Raw genomic sequence first — 14929 nt, forward strand, 5'->3', positions numbered from 1 at the left:
CCCGTAGGTCCCGCGTGTCCCGCGTGTTCGATCGCCCGGCGTCCGGCGTCGGGCGGTCATGTGCCCTGCGTCTGCGTGCGCTCTGCGGTCCTGTGCCCTGCGGTTCTGAGCCCTGTGCCCTGCGTCCTGTGCCCTGCCTGTGTCCCGTGCGGTTCAGCTGTCCTTACGCCATACCAGCGCCGCCGAGATCGGGTGGTTGCGGTACTTCTCCCACTTCGGCTTCAGCGCGAGCCAGCGCTCGTCGATGAGGCCCTCGCGCATCTCCGCGAGCCGCCATCCCGCGCCGATCCCCGCCGTCACATGGTCGCTGAGCAGGTGCACATGTGTGCTGATGGCGATGTGCTCGCCCGCCTCGTCGGTGAAGTGCGTGGGCATGCCCGAGGTCATGATGAAGTGCGGGTGGAAGGCGACGACCACACACGCGGCGCCCGGAGCCGCCAGCTTCCACGCCTCGTCGTAGAAGGGCCGCAGCTCCGGCAGGTGCTCGTCGATGAGCGAGGCGATCACCAGGTCGTACGCACCGGCCTCCAGACCCGTGTCCCGAACGTCGCCCTCGAACAGCCTGTCGTGCCGGCCCTTGGACCGTGCCACCTCCAGCATCTCGGGCGTGAGGTCGACGCCGTCGATCGCGCCGACGCCCTGCTGCCGCAGCCAGGCCGCCGTGCGCCCCGTGCCGCATCCGAGGTCGGCCGCGCGACGCACCCCGCCCCACTGGGGCACGGTCAACTCGTCCAGGAGCGCGAGGTCCATCGCGTCCTCGACCGTCTCCTCGTATGTGCCCACCCAGCGTCCGTAACCGGTGGCCACATCCACGGTGCGGTAGCCGCGAGCGTCGAAATCAGAGAAATCCAGCATGCGGGCGAGTATCACCGCCGCCGGGCGCGTACGGCGATCGGTTTTCCCGGGGAGCGGGGGTCGGGGGTCGGGTCGGGGGTCGGGTCCTGGTCGGAGTCCGGGTCCAGGACCGGGGGCGGGGACGGGCAGGTCAGCCCTGTTCGCCCTCGGTGGGGAGGCCGTCGGCCGTCAGCGTCCCGCCGGTCTCCAGCAGGGTCTTCAGGTCCGACAGGATGCGCGGCCAGCCCTCGCCGACCATCTCGCGCACGGTGCTTCCTGGCTCGAAGCCCTCGTGGGTCACGGTCAGTTTGACCAGGCGGCCAACGGGTTCGAGGTCGAACGTCACCTTCGAGCGGCGTTCCGAGGACAGCTTCAGATACACCTCGTCGTCCAGCCCGACCGAGCGCGCGAACTCCGGCGTCATCGTGTGCCAGGTGTAGGACAGGCGGCGGGGCGGCTCGGAGGCCAGGACCACCTGCTCGGGGTCGTCGATGGTCACCCCCTCCTGCTCCCAGGTGACCTTCGCGCCCGGTACCCAGTCCGAGGCGAAGCTGACGCCCCAGTAGAGCCGGGTGAACGCCGGATCGGTGAGTGCCTGCCACAGGCGCTCGGGCGTGGTCCGGATGTACGTCGTGTACACGAAGGCGGGCGCCTCGGCTCCGCCCCTCGTACTGCCCGCCTCCGCCTCGCGCGCACCCGGGGCGCCTTGGGTGTCCTGGGTGTCCTGGCCGGTCCGTGTGGTCTGTGTGTCCTGTGTGGGCTCGTGCGACATCGGTTCCTCCTCCAGCGCCGCCTTGAGGTCGGCGAGCGCTCGCGCGCGTTCGCGGTCGTACTGGCTGATCCAGCGGTCGGCGATGGCGTTGATCGGTACGGCGTTGAGATGGTGCAGCTTCTCGCGGCCCCGCCATACGGTCGTCACGAGCTGGGCCGCCTCCAGGATCGCCAGGTGCTTGCTGACGGACTGCCGTGCCATGTCCAGCCCGGCGCACAGCTCGCGCAGGGTCTGCCCGTCACGGGCGTTCAGGCTGTCGAGCAGCCTGCGCCTGTTCGCGTCCGCCAACGCCTTGAATACCTCGTCCATGCCTCGCCGTCCCCGAAATGCAGCCATCTGGCTGCGTTAAATTTAGGCAGCCACGCGGCTGCATGTCAATGCGAGGCCCTGACCTGCATGGATGGGGGGCCGCCGCTGGGGATTCACGAGGCGGCGTGGGGTCGGCGAAGTCGGTCGCCGGAGTCGGTCGGGGGTCGGTCGCGGGGGTCGGTCGCCGGGGTCGGGCGCGTGCCGGCCGTGGAGCCGGTCGCGGGGGTCGGCCGCGGCTTCGGTCGTGGAGCCGGTCGCTGAGGTCGGCCGGCCTCGGTGCCGGGGGCCGATTCGTTCAAGACGGGCGCGGGCACGGCGGCCTACGGTCTGCCCCCATGAACCACCCTTCCGACCGCCCCGGCCCCCACCCTTCCGACCGCCCTCGCCGCTCCGCCGCGTCGCGCCGTCCTGACGTGGCCGGCCCCTCCGACGTGTCCGACCCCTCCGACGTGTCCCGACCTTCCGGCCTCTCCGGCCTCACTGGTCCCGCGTACGAGCCGGGGGACGCGGGGTACGAGGCCGAGGTCGCCCCGCTCAACCGCGCGGTCGTCCAGCGGCCGGCGCTCGTCGTGGGTGCCGCGTGCGCTGAGGACGTCGCCGCCGCCGTGCGGTATGCCGTCGGCACGGGGCGTGCCGTCTCCGTGATGGCCACGGGGCACGGCCCCTCCGTCGCCGCGAGCGGTCATGTGCTGATCACCACCCGGCGCATGGACGCCGTACGGGTCGACCCGGAGGCGCGTATCTGCGTGGTCGGCGCGGGGGCACGCTGGCGTGACGTGCTCGCGCGTACGACCCCGCACGGCCTCGCGCCGCTCAACGGGTCCAGCCCCGCCGTCGGCGCGGTCGGCTACACGCTCGGCGGGGGCGTGGGGCTGCTCGGCCGCCGCTTCGGCTATGCGGCCGACCACGTGCGCAGCCTCGATGTCGTGACCGCCGACGGCCGTACGCGCCATGTGACGGCTGCCGACGACCCGGATCTGTTCTGGGCGCTGCGCGGGGGCAAGGGCAACTTCGGGGTCGTCGTGGCCATGGAGACCGACCTGTTCCCCGTCGCCAGGTTCTACGGCGGCGGTCTCTACTTCGACGCTTCACACGGGCCCGAGGCCCTGCGTACCTACGTCGAGTGGACGCGCAAGGTACCCGAGGAGATGTCCTCCTCGGTGCTGCTCATCCGCTACCCCGACCATCCCTCCTCGCCCGCGCCCCTGCGCGGCCACTTCGTCACCCACGTACGTGTCGCGCACACCGGCCCGCGCGACGAGGGCGAGCGGCTGGTCGCACCGCTGCGCGGCGTGGGGCCCCGGCTGCTCGACACCGTCGCCGAGACGCCGTACTCCGCGATCGGCACCGTCCACCACGAACCCACGGAGGAGCCGTACTCCGCGTTCGACCGCGCCACCACGCTCGGGCCGCTCGACCGTGCGGGCGCCGAGGCGCTGCTCTCCCTCGCGGGGCCTTCGGCGGGTGCGCCGTACATCGTCGAACTCCGGCACCACGGGGGCGCGTACGGGCGCGTTCCGCGTGTGCCTTCGGCGGTCGGCGCCCGGGAAGCGGAGTTCACCCTCTACTCGGGTACGGGGCCCGGTGAGGAGGAACGCGCGGCCCAGCTCGCCCTGTTCGAGAAGATGCGCCCGTGGGGCGCGGGCGCCGCGTTCCTCAACTTCAGCGGCCCCGACCAGTCGGCGCCCGGAATCGTCGCGACCGCCTACGCGCCCGGCGACCATGCCCGCCTCGTACGTCTCAAGCAGCGGTACGACCCCGGAAACGTCTTCCGCGTCAACCACAACATCCGGCCGGGCGGGCCGGGATGAGTACGGGCCATGCCATGCCGGCCCGGACAAGCACGGACCGGGGGAAGCCCGTGTGCAGCCATGGGTCCGGGTGACAGGCTGAGATCATGAACGCGCAACATGACTCCTCCCCGGGCTCCTCCGCTCCGGGCCCGTCCGCTTCGGGCTCCTCCGCTCCGGGCCCGTCCACCCCGGGCCCGTCCACCCCCGGCCCCTCCGGCACGCGTTCGGAGGTGGATTGGATCACCACGCCTCTCACGGCGGATCTCCTGCGCGGTGCGCTCGAACTCGAACACACCGAGCACGGAGTGCTGCCGCACCGGCTGCCCGCGTGGGCACGTGCCCAGTGCGCCGACGGGCAGCTGGCCATGGCGGAGGCCCAATCGGCGGGCGTGCGGCTGGTGTTCCGTACCCGGGCCACGGTTGTCGAGCTGGAGGCGCTGCGCACCCAGAGCGTCTACGAGGGAGCCCCACCCCGTCCCGACGGCCTGTACGACCTGATCGTCGACGGCGCCCTGGCCGGGCAGGCCAGTGTGCCGGGCGGCAATGTGCTGTGGACGGACATCGCCACCGGCTCCACCGGGAGCCGGCGGGGGCCGGCGGGCACCGTCCGGTTCCCCGGCCTTCCGGACCGCGTCAAGGACGTGGAGATCTGGCTGCCGCACACCGAGATCACCGAGTTGATCGCGCTGCGCACCGATGCGCCCGTCGAACCCGTACCGGACGCGGGTCTCAAGCGGTGGCTGCACCACGGAAGTTCGATCAGCCACGGCTCCAACGCCGCGAGCCCCAGCACCACCTGGCCCGCGCTGGCGGCGTCGTCCGGCGGCGTGGAACTGACCAACCTGGGGATGGGCGGCGGCGCCGTGCTCGATCCGTTCACCGCCCGCGCCATGCGCGACACCCCCGCCGACCTGATCAGCGTCAAGCTCGGCATCAACCTGGTCAACAGAGACCTGATGCGTGAGCGTGCCTTCGGCCCCGCGGTACACGGTTTCCTCGACACCCTGCGCGAGGGTCACCCCACCGTTCCGCTGCTGGTCGTCTCGCCCATCCTGTGCCCCATACACGAGGACACCCCTGGCCCTGTCGTTCCGGACTTCGACGCTCTCAGCGAGGGACAGCTCCGGTTCTTGGCCTCGGGTGACCCCGCCGAGCGTGCGGTGGGGAAGCTGACGCTGAACGTCATCCGGGACGAGCTGGCCCGCATCGTGGAGCAGCGGCGAGCCGATGATCCGCACCTGCACTACCTCGACGGCCGCGAGCTGTACGGCGAGGCCGACTTCGCCGAACTGCCGATGCCCGACCAGCTCCACCCGGAGGCCGCCGCGCACCGCCGCATGGGCGAGCGCTTCGCCGCCCTGGCCTTCGGCGCCGGCGGACCCTTCGCGGCCGGGCCCGACTGAGAAGCGCGCCCGCGCCCGCCGCCTCCCACGAAGTGCGCTGCCCGAGCCTCCTGTACCGGCTCCTGTAGCGGCCCTCCCGTACCGGCTCCTGCAGCGGCCCTCCCGGCGCGCTCCACCGGGCTGTCCGTACCGGTAACAGGGCTATCCGTACAGGTAGCCGTTGTGCGGTCGCCGTCCGCGCCTCAGGCGAGGGCGGTGTGGTGGGTCAGGAGGTGGTGCGGGTCCGGCTGTCCTTCGTCGGGGGCCGCGTCGGCGTGGATATGTGCTGCGGTCAGCTTGGGCACGGCGTGCAGCAGCGCGTGTTCGGCCTCGACGGCGACCTGGTGCCCGGCCCGTACGGTCAACCGGCCGTCGACCACGATGGCGACCTCGGCGCGCAGCCGGTGGCCGATCCAGCGCAGCCGCAGCTCGCCCACCTCCCGAACGCCGGGAACGGTGCGCAGGGCCGCCTCGGCGGTGTCGACCAGCGCGGGGTCGATGGCGTCCAGCACGCGCCGGAACACCTCGCGGGCCGCGTCCCGGAGGACGAACAGGATCGCCGCGGTGATCAGCAGGCCCACGATCGGGTCGGCCAGGGGCCAGCCGAGCGCCGCGCCACCGGCGCTGAGCAGGACGGCGAGTGAGGTGTAGCCGTCGGTACGCGCGTGCAGTCCGTCGGCGACCAGGGCGGCCGACCCGATCTCGCGTCCGACGCGCGTGCGGTAGCGGGCCACCCACTCGTTCCCGGCGAAGCCGACTACGGCCGCGGCGGCCACCACCCAAAGGTGTTGCATCTCGCGCGGGTTGAGCAGCCTGTCGACCGCTGTCCAGGCGGCGAAGAGCGCCGAGGCGGCGATGGTGGCCACGATCACGATGCCCGCCAGGTCCTCTGCCCTCCCGTAGCCGTAGGTGAAGCGGCGGGTGGCAGCGCGGCGGCCCAGGACGAAGGCGATCCCCAGCGGAACGGCGGTCAGCGCGTCGGCCGCGTTGTGCACCGTGTCGCCGAGCAGCGCGACCGAACCGGAGAGGACCACGATCACCGCCTGGGCGAGCGCGGTCACCCCCAGCACGGCCAGCGACACCCACAGCGCCCGCATCCCCCTTGCCGAGGACTCCAGCGCCGCGTCGACCTTGGCGGTGGACTCGTGCGAGTGCGGCCTCAGCACATGGCCCAACCGGTGCCGTACGCGGGCCAGGCGCCCGGCGTCGCCGTGCTGCCCTGTGCCGCTCCTGTGGCGATGCGCGGGAGAACCGTGCGGGTGCCCAGGAGAACCAGGGTGCTGGTCGGGAGAACCGTGCGCGTGCTGGACCATCGTTCCTCCTCGTGCCGGTGCGAGCGGGGGCGGCGTCCGCGGTGGTCGTGGTGGACACGGTGCCGCACGCGACCCATTATGTGCGTATGAGCGCACGCATGCACCTATCAACTGCGCACGATGCGCACCCGCACAACCCGGGCGAGCAACAGTTCGCCCTCGCGGCCGAACTTCTGGCCCTGCTCGGCGACCGCACCCGCCTGGCACTCCTCCATGCCCTGGCGCAGTCGGAAGCCGACGTGAGCACGCTCACCGAGAGCTGCGGGGCCCAGCGGCCCGCCGTCAGCCAGCACCTCGCCCGCCTGCGGATGAGCGGCCTGGTCGCCACCCGCAAGGAGGGGCGCCGCGTCGTCTACACCCTCGCGGACGGCCACCTGCGCCGCGTCGTCGACGAGGCACTGAGCCTGGCCGACCACCAGCTCACCCACCGCCCCCCGCACGACTGACCGGCGGGCGCCCTTCCCGCGACGGGGCGGCACTGCACCCACGTCGCCGCTGCCCGTCTCCCGGAGCGCTTCCGGGACCGGCCCGGTCCGGCAGGTGTCATCTGCTGCGGCAGCTCACGCCGTGTACGCACGGGGGAGGGGGAGAGGAGGACGCCTCTGGCGTCTCCTGCCTACGGACGTTTACCGCCGCCCGCCTACGAACGTCTACTGCCGCCCGCTGACGCCTACTTACGGAGCCAGAAGCCGGAGCGTTCCAGCCACAGGGTCAGCAGCTCCTCGTCCCCGTACACCTCGATCGAGGTGTCGGCCGGCGTGCGGCGGCCGTAGAGGAGCAGAACGAGGTCGGTGAGCGGCGCGCGCACCGTCACCGCTGCCTTGTCGTGTGCGTGGCTCCAGGTGACCGGTTCGCGGGTGAGGTCGACCAGCCACTCGGCGTCCGTGTCGCTGGCGTGCAGTTGCAGCGTGCGCCCCGGGCCGGTGAGCGGCGCCGCACCGGGCCCGGCGGCCTTCAGGACGCGAGGCAGCGCGCCGAAGCCCATCCACTCGTCCAGCGCGTCCCGGCCCAGCTCCTCGCGTACGGCGAACTCGCGCACGGCGAAGGGACCTGCGCCCGTGGCGAAGGCGGCATCGGCGGCGTGCACGGTCGTCTCGTGCGTCATACGCCGGGCCCAGAACCGCGCGGTACCGCCCGGCGCGACCGTCCACACAGCGGCGTCGGGACCCGCCTCGCGCAGCGCCCCGGTCAGCTCGGCCGCACCCACGGCCAGCCAGTCGTCCAGCGCGGCGGGGCTCTCGGGGCCGGGCGAGGAGACATCGTCGACCAGGTCGTGCGGGACCGGCTCCGTGGCCCGCGTACGAACGATCCGCGCCGCCCACCGATGCGTGCCACCGACGTGCCGCGCCAGCTCGGTGAGCGTCCACCCGGGACAGGCGGCAACGGGCACCGCCCCTGGACCCCCCTCGGCCGACCGCACGGCCGCACGCAACTCGTCGGCCCTGGCGCTGATTTCGGCGCAGTAAACACCGTGACTCACGTCGTCCACCCCCGCACCGTAACCGCGAAGGGCCCCGGACGCCGCAGGGTTTTCTGCTCCTGCCCGGGGGCGGCCCACGGACCTGCGGGACAGGAACTGATCAGTTCTCCGGCGCAACAGGCCGGCCAGGCAGGGGTGTATCCGACCAAGGATGATGGTCGAGATGCGGTACTTCGCGACGCCGTTGGAGGCGAACGGGCCCTGCGCTGTGGCCTGTTCGATGGGGCACCTGCCGGTGTCGTAGCCTTGCCGCGATGTCCTTCATCGCCAGAATGTGCGAACGCCACACCGCGAAGCTCACCTGGGTCGTCGTGCTCGGTGTGGCTGTCTCGGTTCTCGTGGGTGACTCCCTCTGGCGTTGGGCGGCCGGTCTCGGCCCGGGGGTCGGCTTCGCCTTCGGCGCGTTCTGCGGCAGCGGCATTCTCTGCTGCTGGGCGCTGGCCTCAGCCGCACTGAGACGGCGGCAGTGGGTGCGCTGCACCGGCGCGGCAGCCCTCGGCTGTGTGGCGTTCCTCGCTCTGGCCTGCCTGGTCCCTGGGCGCAACAGCCGCCTCCTCGGTTCCCTCGGCATGGCGAGCGACCGGCGCATGTGGGTGGAGGAGAACCCGGCGGTCTGGGGAGCGATCGGGATCGGCCTGGCACTCGGTGCGCTGGCCGTCTGGTGCGTCGCGCCCCGCCACGCCACGGGCCGGCGGCGGCGCCCCGCCCCGGCCAGGGAATAGCCGACGGGGACCTCGCACACCGAAGGGCCGATGGTGCAGGCGAGGACGGTCATGCCGCGGGTGCCTCCAGGCGGACGGTCACGCCGTCGCTGTCTCGGGTCAGGCGGTCACGCCGTTGCTGTCGTCGGGCCGACGGTTACGCCGTCGCTGTCTCGGGGCAGACGGTCACGCCGTCGCTGTCTCGGGTCAGGCGGTCACGCCGTCGCTGCCTCCCGGCCAGACTCATGCCGCGGCTGTCTTCGGATAGTGGCGGCGCAGGTTGGCGGCAAGGATGAGGTCGAGCGCGCGGTCGGGCAGTATCCGGGTCAGGCGGGTGATCAGGGCGGCATCCCGGCCGGCGGTGTAGCGGGTGCGCGGTCTGCGGGTGGTCACGGCCTTCGCGATGACCCGGGCTGCGGCGTCGGCTGTCAGGCCCGATGCGGTGCCCGAGGCCATCAGGCTGTTGTTGGCCTTGACGAGGCCGCCGTAGCGCTCGTCCTGCTCCGGTGTCATCCGGGCGGCCAGTTGGTTCGCCGTCACGACCCCGCGGGCGGCGATCTCTGTGCGGACACCGCCGGGCTCGACCACGACCACCTGTACGCCCAGCGGCGCGACCTCTCGGCGGAGCGAGTCGCTGACCGCCTCCAGCGCGAACTTCGCACCGGCGTACGCGCCATATGTGGCCATGGCGACCTTGCCACCGACCGAGCTGATGTTGATCACACGGCCCTTGCTGCGCAGCAGCGCGGGCAGCAGTGCCTGGGTGACGGCGATGTGGCCGAACAGGTTGACCTCGAACACGCGGCGCCACTCCGGAAGCGGAAGGGCTTCGGCCGGGGCGTTCACCTGGATCCCGGCGTTGTTGACGAGCGCGTGCAGCGGGCGCTGATCGTCGGTGACTCGGGCGGCGAGTGCCGCCACGTGCTCGGGCTCGGTGATGTCGAGGAGGAGCGGCTCGATGCCGGTCGATCGGATGGCGTCGGCGTCCCGGTCGCGCCGCACACCGGCCAGGACGTGGAATCCCTGGCGGGCCAGTTCGCGAGCTGTTGACGCACCCATGCCCGTGGAGGCTCCGGTGACGACGACCAGCTTCTGGGTTTCGGGTGATGTCATGGCGTGTCCAACCGTGAGGGGGTCTGCTCGGGCGGGCCGAGGACCAGGGTGATCGCGACCTGGATGTGCCGGGGGCGGTCTTCGGGCGGGACGGTGAGGTGCTTGACGCCGGCCGCGATGGCGAGCATCTGCCAGGCGAGGTCCTCGGCGGAGATGCCTGTGCGCTCCGGTGCCCCCTCCGCGTGGAGAACGGCGGCCAGCGCGTCGACGACGGAGCGCTCCAGATCTCGCATGAGTGAGTCGCCCACCGTGTGTGCCGCGGTGAGGAGTTCGTTCAGTCCCTCGCTGGTCGCCGTCGCGGCGGGCCCGTGCAGGGCGGTGAAGGCGCTCAGCAGCCGCTCGCGCGCCGGCCGGTCCGCTCTGGCGAGTTCCTGGGCGACGGTGGCCTGGGTCCGGGCCACTACGCGCTGGAGGGCGGCGTGGAAGATCTGCTGCTTGTTCCTGAAATGCAGGTACAGGCCCTGGCGGGAGAGACCGGCCGCCGCGGCGAGGTCGTCCATGGACGTCTTCCGCAGCCCGTAGCGCAGGAAGACCGGCACCGCCGCGTCCGCGATCTCCTCACCCCGCGACAGCTCCCGCTCGTCCTTGCCCGTCATGCCTGCACCTGCCCTTCCCGCTCCTGTGCCGTCACCTAGTCAATGTTTACAAGTTAAGGCAAATTTGTCTAGTTGGACAAGTGGGTGGGTGCCGGAGATTGTCGGCCGTCACGCTTGGTCAGGCCGGTTGCGTGACCGACGGGGCAGTCGGGGGGCCGAGACGTACGTGACGTGCGGTGCTCGCATGATTGATTGCATAAAACTGTTGCGCTACGTATAGTCATGCCATCGAGGAGGAGGTCCGATGGCAGTGCGGGTAGCAGTGGCGGGTGCGAGCGGTTACGCGGGGGGTGAGGTGTTGCGCCTGCTTGCCGGGCATCCGGAGGTCGAGGTCGGGGCGCTGACCGCGCACGCGAACGCGGGGCAGCGGCTGGGCGCCGTGCAGCCGCAGCTGGTGCCGTTCGCCGACCGGGTGCTGGAGGCGACGGAGGCGCGGGAGCTGCGCGGGCACGATGTGGTCTTCCTCGCCCTGCCGCACGGCCAGTCAGCCGCCGTCGCCGGGGAGTTGGGCGACTCGGTCCTGGTCGTGGACTGCGGCGCCGACTTCCGGCTGGCGGACGCGGGGGAGTGGGAGCGGTTCTACGGCACCCCGCACGCCGGCACCTGGCCCTATGGCCTGCCCGAGCTGCCCGGGGCCCGCGAGGCGCTGAAGGGGTCCAGGCGCGTCGCGGTCCCCGGGTGTTTCCCGACCGCCGTCTCGCTCGCGCTCGTCCCCGCCTACGCGGCCGGCCTGGCGGAGCCCGAGGCCGTCGTCGTCGCCGCGACCGGTACGTCGGGCGCAGGCAAGGCGCTGAAGCCGCACCTGCTCGGCAGCGAGGTCATGGGTTCCATGAGCCCGTACGGCGTCGGTGGTACGCACCGGCACACGCCCGAGATGATCCAGAACCTCTCTGCAGCCGCCGGACAGCGCGTACGGGTCTCCTTCACGCCGACCCTCGCACCCATGTCACGCGGCATCCTCGCCACCTGCTCGGCCAAGGCCGAGCCCGGCACGACGGTCGAGAGCCTGCGCGCCGTGTACGAGAAGGCGTACCAGGACGAGCCGTTCGTCACCCTGCTCCCCGAAGGGCAGTGGCCGGCCACCGCCTCCGTGCAGGGCTCCAACTCGGTGCACCTCCAGGTCGCCTACGACCAGGAGGCGGACCGGATCGTCGTCGTCAGCGCCGTCGACAACCTGACCAAGGGCACCGCAGGCGGTGCCGTACAGAGCATGAACATCGCCCTCGGTATCGACGAGGGGCTCGGGCTTTCCACGATCGGAGTCGCACCATGAGCGTCACAGCGGCCAAGGGCTTCTCGGCTGCCGGGATCGCCGCAGGGATCAAGGACAGCGGAGGCCCCGACCTCGCGCTCGTCGTGAACGACGGGCCGCGCGCCGAGGCGGCCGGCGTCTTCACCTCCAACAGGGTCAAGGCGGCACCCGTCCTCTGGTCCGAGCAGGTGCTCAAGGGGGGCAGGGTCTCGGCCGTCGTCCTCAACTCAGGTGGCGCCAACGCCTGTACGGGAGCACCCGGCTTCCAGGACACACACGCGACGGCCGAGAAGGCCGCCGGGATCCTGGGCCACAGCGCGGGCGAGATCGCCGTGGCCTCCACCGGGCTGATCGGCCTGCGGCTGCCCATGGACAAGCTGCTGTCCGGCCTCGGCACGGCCGCCGAGCAGCTCTCGGCGCACGGCGGGGAGAAGGCGGCCATCGCCATCAAGACCACCGACACCGTGCACAAGACCGCCGTTGCCGAGGGCGCTGGATGGACCGTCGGCGGCATGGCCAAGGGCGCGGGCATGCTCGCGCCAGGACTGGCCACCATGCTCGTCGTGCTCACCACCGACGCCGACCTGCCCGCGGGGGCGCTGGACGCCGCGCTGCGCGACGCGACCCGTACGACGTTCGACCGGATCGATTCCGACGGCTGCATGTCCACCAACGACACCGTGCTGCTGCTCGCGTCCGGCGCCTCCGAAGTCGTCCCGGACCAGGCCGAGTTCGCCGAGGCCGTACGGAAGGTGTGTGACGACCTCGGCCAGCAGCTCATCCGCGACGCCGAGGGCGCGTCCAAGGACATCAGGATCGAGGTCGTGGGCGCGGCCAGCGAGCAGGAAGCCGTACAGGTCGGCCGTACGATCGCGCGCAATAACCTGCTCAAGTGCGCCCTGCACGGCGAGGACCCCAACTGGGGCCGCGTGCTGTCGGCGATCGGCACCACGGACGCCGTCTTCGACCCGGACCAGCTCAACGTCTCCATCAACGGCGTACAGGTCTGCCGCGCGGGTTCCGTCGGCGAGGACCGGGACAAGGTCGACATGCGGTACCGGGAGATCCGTATCACCGCCGACCTCTCGGCCGGAACGGAGTCGGCGGTCATCTGGACCAACGACCTGACCGCCGACTACGTCCACGAGAACAGCGCGTACAGCTCATGAGCGGTCATCAGCACGGCACCCGCAAGCACACCGCGCTCCCCAAGGCGCAGATCCTCATCGAGGCGCTGCCCTGGCTCACCCGGCACCACGGCCGGACCGTCGTCATCAAGTTCGGCGGCAACGCGATGATCGACGAGGAGCTGAAGGCGGCCTTCGCGCAGGACGTCGTCTTCCTGCGCCACGCCGGCCTGCGCCCCGTCGTGGTGCACGGCGGCGGCCCGCAGATCAGCAGGCAACTCGACGCGCTGGGCCTGGAGTCGGAGTTCAAGGCCGGGCTCCGGGTGACCACGCCCGAGACGATGGACGTCGTACGGATGGTGCTGGCGGGACAGGTGCAGCGCGAGCTGGTCAACCTCCTCAACCAGCACGGTCCCCTCGCCGTGGGCATGACGGGCGAGGACGCGCACATCATGGCCGCGACCAAGCACTACGCCGACATCGACGGCGAGCGCATCGACATCGGGCGCGTCGGTGAGATCCACGCCATCGACACCGGAGCGATCCAGGCCCTGCTCGACGACGGCCGCATCCCCGTCATCTCCTCCATCGCGCGCAGCGCCGACGAGGGCGACGGCGGCACCGGCGTCTACAACGTCAACGCCGACACGGCCGCGGCGGCGCTCGCCGCGGCGCTGGACGCCGAGACGCTGATGGTGCTCACCGACGTCGAGGGGCTGTACGAGGACTGGCCGCACAGCGACGAGGTGATCAGCAGGCTCACGGCGCAGGAACTGGAGAAGCTGCTGCCCGACCTCGCCAGCGGCATGGTCCCCAAGATGGAGGGGTGCCTGCACGCCGTACGCAACGGCGTGCACACCGCCAGGGTCCTGGACGGGCGGGTGCCGCACTCGATCCTGCTGGAGATCTTCACCGACGAAGGCATCGGCACGATGGTCGTGCCCGATGCCGTACCCGAACCACGGACCGCAGCAGGGACCGCAGCAGGGACCGGAGCAGGGAACGCAAACGGGAACGCACCACGGAACGCGGAGGGCAACGCATGATCACCCATTCCAACACCGCCCTCACCCAGCGCTGGCAGGGCGCGTTGATGGACAACTACGGCACCCCGCGCGTCCCCCTCACCCACGGCGAGGGCACCAAGCTGTGGGACGCCGAGGGCAAGGAGTACACCGACTTCGTCGGCGGTATCGCCGTCAACGCGCTCGGCACGGCGCACCCGGCCGTCGTCCGCGCCGTCTCCGACCAGATCGCCACCCTGGGGCACGTCTCCAACCTCTTCCTCACCGAGCCGACCGTCGCGCTCGCGGAGAAGCTTCTGGAACTCGCAGGCCGGCCGGGCAAGGTCTTCTTCTCCAACTCGGGGGCCGAGGCGATCGAGGCCGCCATCAAGATCGGGCGGCGTACCGGGCGTACCCATATGGTCGCCGCCGAGGGCGGCTTCCACGGCCGGACCATGGGCGCCCTCGCGCTCACAGGCCAGCCCGGCAAGCAGGAGCCGTTCCTGCCGCTGCCCGGCGAGGTCACCCACGTCCCCTTCGGCGACATCGAGGCGCTGCGCGCCGCCGTCACCGAGGAGACGGCGCTGCTCGTTCTGGAGCCCGTGCAGGGCGAGAACGGTGTCGTGCCGGCGCCGCCCGGCTACCTCGCGGCGGCGCGCGAGATCACAGCGGCCACCGGAACGCTGCTCGTGCTCGACGAGATCCAGACGGGCATCGGCAGGACGGGACACTGGTTCGCCTGCCAGGCCGAGGGTGTCGAGCCCGATCTGATCACCCTGGCCAAGGGCCTCGGCGGCGGCCTTCCGCTGGGCGCCACCCTCGCCTTCGGCGGTGCGGCCGACCTGTTCACGCCGGGCCAGCACGGCTCCACGTTCGGCGGCAACCCCGTCTCCTGCGCCGCGGGCCTCGCCGTTCTGGAGACCGTCGCGGCCGAAGGGCTCCTCGATCACGTCAAGCGTGTCGGTGCCCGTCTGCGCGAGTCCATCCAGGCGCTGGGGCACCCGATGGTCGATCAGGTCCGTGGTGCGGGGCTGCTGCTGGGTATCGTGCTCACCGGGCCGGTCGCGCCGCGTGTGCAGCAGGAAGCTCAGGACGCGGGGTTCCTGGTGAACGCGGTCGCCCCCGACACCATCCGGCTCGCTCCGCCGCTGATCGTCGGCGAGGAGGAGGCGGACGCACTCGTACGGGCACTGCCCGCCGTCCTCGACGCGGCGGCGGACGGGCCCCGATGAGTGGGAGAGCTGATGAGCCGT

Annotated in this window: 14 protein-coding genes; 8 read left to right on the plus strand and 6 right to left on the minus strand. The window is 71.7% G+C overall.

What is annotated here, in order from left to right; translation table 11 throughout:
• Positions 1-153: 153 nt before the first annotated feature.
• Together NMN56_RS09980 and NMN56_RS09985 are read right to left on the minus strand one after the other, a co-directional pair.
• Complete coding sequence (locus NMN56_RS09980) at positions 154-855, minus strand: class I SAM-dependent DNA methyltransferase (RefSeq protein ID WP_274038822.1); 702 nt, start codon at positions 853-855, stop codon at positions 154-156.
• A 130-nt stretch (positions 856-985) separates the two neighbouring features.
• Positions 986-1915, minus strand: coding sequence for an ArsR/SmtB family transcription factor (locus NMN56_RS09985; protein ID WP_274038823.1), 930 nt, complete (start codon positions 1913-1915; stop codon positions 986-988).
• Between the two features lie 335 nt (positions 1916-2250).
• Here NMN56_RS09985 and NMN56_RS09990 point away from each other — a divergent pair, with 335 nt between their 5' ends.
• Together NMN56_RS09990 and NMN56_RS09995 are read left to right on the plus strand one after the other, a co-directional pair.
• Complete coding sequence (locus tag NMN56_RS09990) at positions 2251-3726, plus strand: FAD-binding oxidoreductase (RefSeq protein ID WP_274038824.1); 1476 nt, start codon at positions 2251-2253, stop codon at positions 3724-3726.
• Positions 3727-3812: 86 nt separating this feature from the next.
• Positions 3813-5111 (plus strand): GDSL-type esterase/lipase family protein, encoded by a 1299-nt coding sequence (locus tag NMN56_RS09995; protein ID WP_274038825.1) that lies wholly within the window; start codon positions 3813-3815, stop codon positions 5109-5111.
• A 182-nt stretch (positions 5112-5293) separates the two neighbouring features.
• On the opposite strand, the gene NMN56_RS10000 is transcribed toward NMN56_RS09995, so the two are convergent.
• A complete protein-coding gene (locus tag NMN56_RS10000; protein ID WP_274038826.1) occupies positions 5294-6403 on the minus strand; it encodes a cation diffusion facilitator family transporter in 1110 nt (369 codons plus the stop codon).
• Between the two features lie 86 nt (positions 6404-6489).
• On the opposite strand from NMN56_RS10000, the gene NMN56_RS10005 reads away from it, so the two are divergent.
• Positions 6490-6849, plus strand: coding sequence for an ArsR/SmtB family transcription factor (locus tag NMN56_RS10005; protein ID WP_274038827.1), 360 nt, complete (start codon positions 6490-6492; stop codon positions 6847-6849).
• A 224-nt stretch (positions 6850-7073) separates the two neighbouring features.
• On the opposite strand, the gene NMN56_RS10010 is transcribed toward NMN56_RS10005, so the two are convergent.
• Complete coding sequence (locus NMN56_RS10010) at positions 7074-7892, minus strand: maleylpyruvate isomerase family mycothiol-dependent enzyme (protein ID WP_274038828.1); 819 nt, start codon at positions 7890-7892, stop codon at positions 7074-7076.
• A 245-nt stretch (positions 7893-8137) separates the two neighbouring features.
• Here NMN56_RS10010 and NMN56_RS10015 point away from each other — a divergent pair, with 245 nt between their 5' ends.
• Positions 8138-8605, plus strand: a complete 468-nt coding sequence (locus NMN56_RS10015; protein ID WP_274038829.1) for a hypothetical protein — start codon at positions 8138-8140, stop codon at positions 8603-8605.
• Positions 8606-8827: 222 nt separating this feature from the next.
• Here the strand turns inward: NMN56_RS10015 and NMN56_RS10020 are convergent, their stop codons facing one another.
• Positions 8828-9697 (minus strand): SDR family oxidoreductase, encoded by an 870-nt coding sequence (locus NMN56_RS10020; protein ID WP_274038830.1) that lies wholly within the window; start codon positions 9695-9697, stop codon positions 8828-8830.
• The gene (locus tag NMN56_RS10025; protein WP_274038831.1) at positions 9694-10293 is read right to left on the minus strand and encodes a TetR/AcrR family transcriptional regulator; all 600 of its coding nucleotides are present in this window, start codon (positions 10291-10293) and stop codon (positions 9694-9696) included. Before NMN56_RS10025 ends, NMN56_RS10020 begins: the two co-directional genes overlap by 4 nt.
• A 244-nt stretch (positions 10294-10537) precedes the next feature.
• Here NMN56_RS10025 and argC point away from each other — a divergent pair, with 244 nt between their 5' ends.
• The 4 genes from argC to NMN56_RS10045 are packed head-to-tail and all read left to right on the plus strand — an operon-like array spanning position 10538 to position 14908.
• The gene (argC, locus tag NMN56_RS10030; protein ID WP_274038832.1) at positions 10538-11566 is read left to right on the plus strand and encodes an N-acetyl-gamma-glutamyl-phosphate reductase; all 1029 of its coding nucleotides are present in this window, start codon (positions 10538-10540) and stop codon (positions 11564-11566) included.
• Complete coding sequence (gene argJ / locus NMN56_RS10035) at positions 11563-12714, plus strand: bifunctional glutamate N-acetyltransferase/amino-acid acetyltransferase ArgJ (protein WP_274038833.1); 1152 nt, start codon at positions 11563-11565, stop codon at positions 12712-12714. Before argC ends, argJ begins: the two co-directional genes overlap by 4 nt.
• A complete protein-coding gene (argB, locus tag NMN56_RS10040; RefSeq protein WP_274038834.1) occupies positions 12711-13718 on the plus strand; it encodes an acetylglutamate kinase in 1008 nt (335 codons plus the stop codon). Before argJ ends, argB begins: the two co-directional genes overlap by 4 nt.
• Positions 13715-14908 (plus strand): acetylornithine transaminase, encoded by a 1194-nt coding sequence (locus NMN56_RS10045; RefSeq protein ID WP_274038835.1) that lies wholly within the window; start codon positions 13715-13717, stop codon positions 14906-14908. The genes argB and NMN56_RS10045 overlap by 4 nt, the downstream gene beginning before the upstream one ends.
• Positions 14909-14929 lie beyond the last annotated feature (21 nt).

Source organism: Streptomyces iconiensis (assembly GCF_028657195.3).
Lineage (GTDB): Bacteria > Actinomycetota > Actinomycetes > Streptomycetales > Streptomycetaceae > Streptomyces > Streptomyces iconiensis.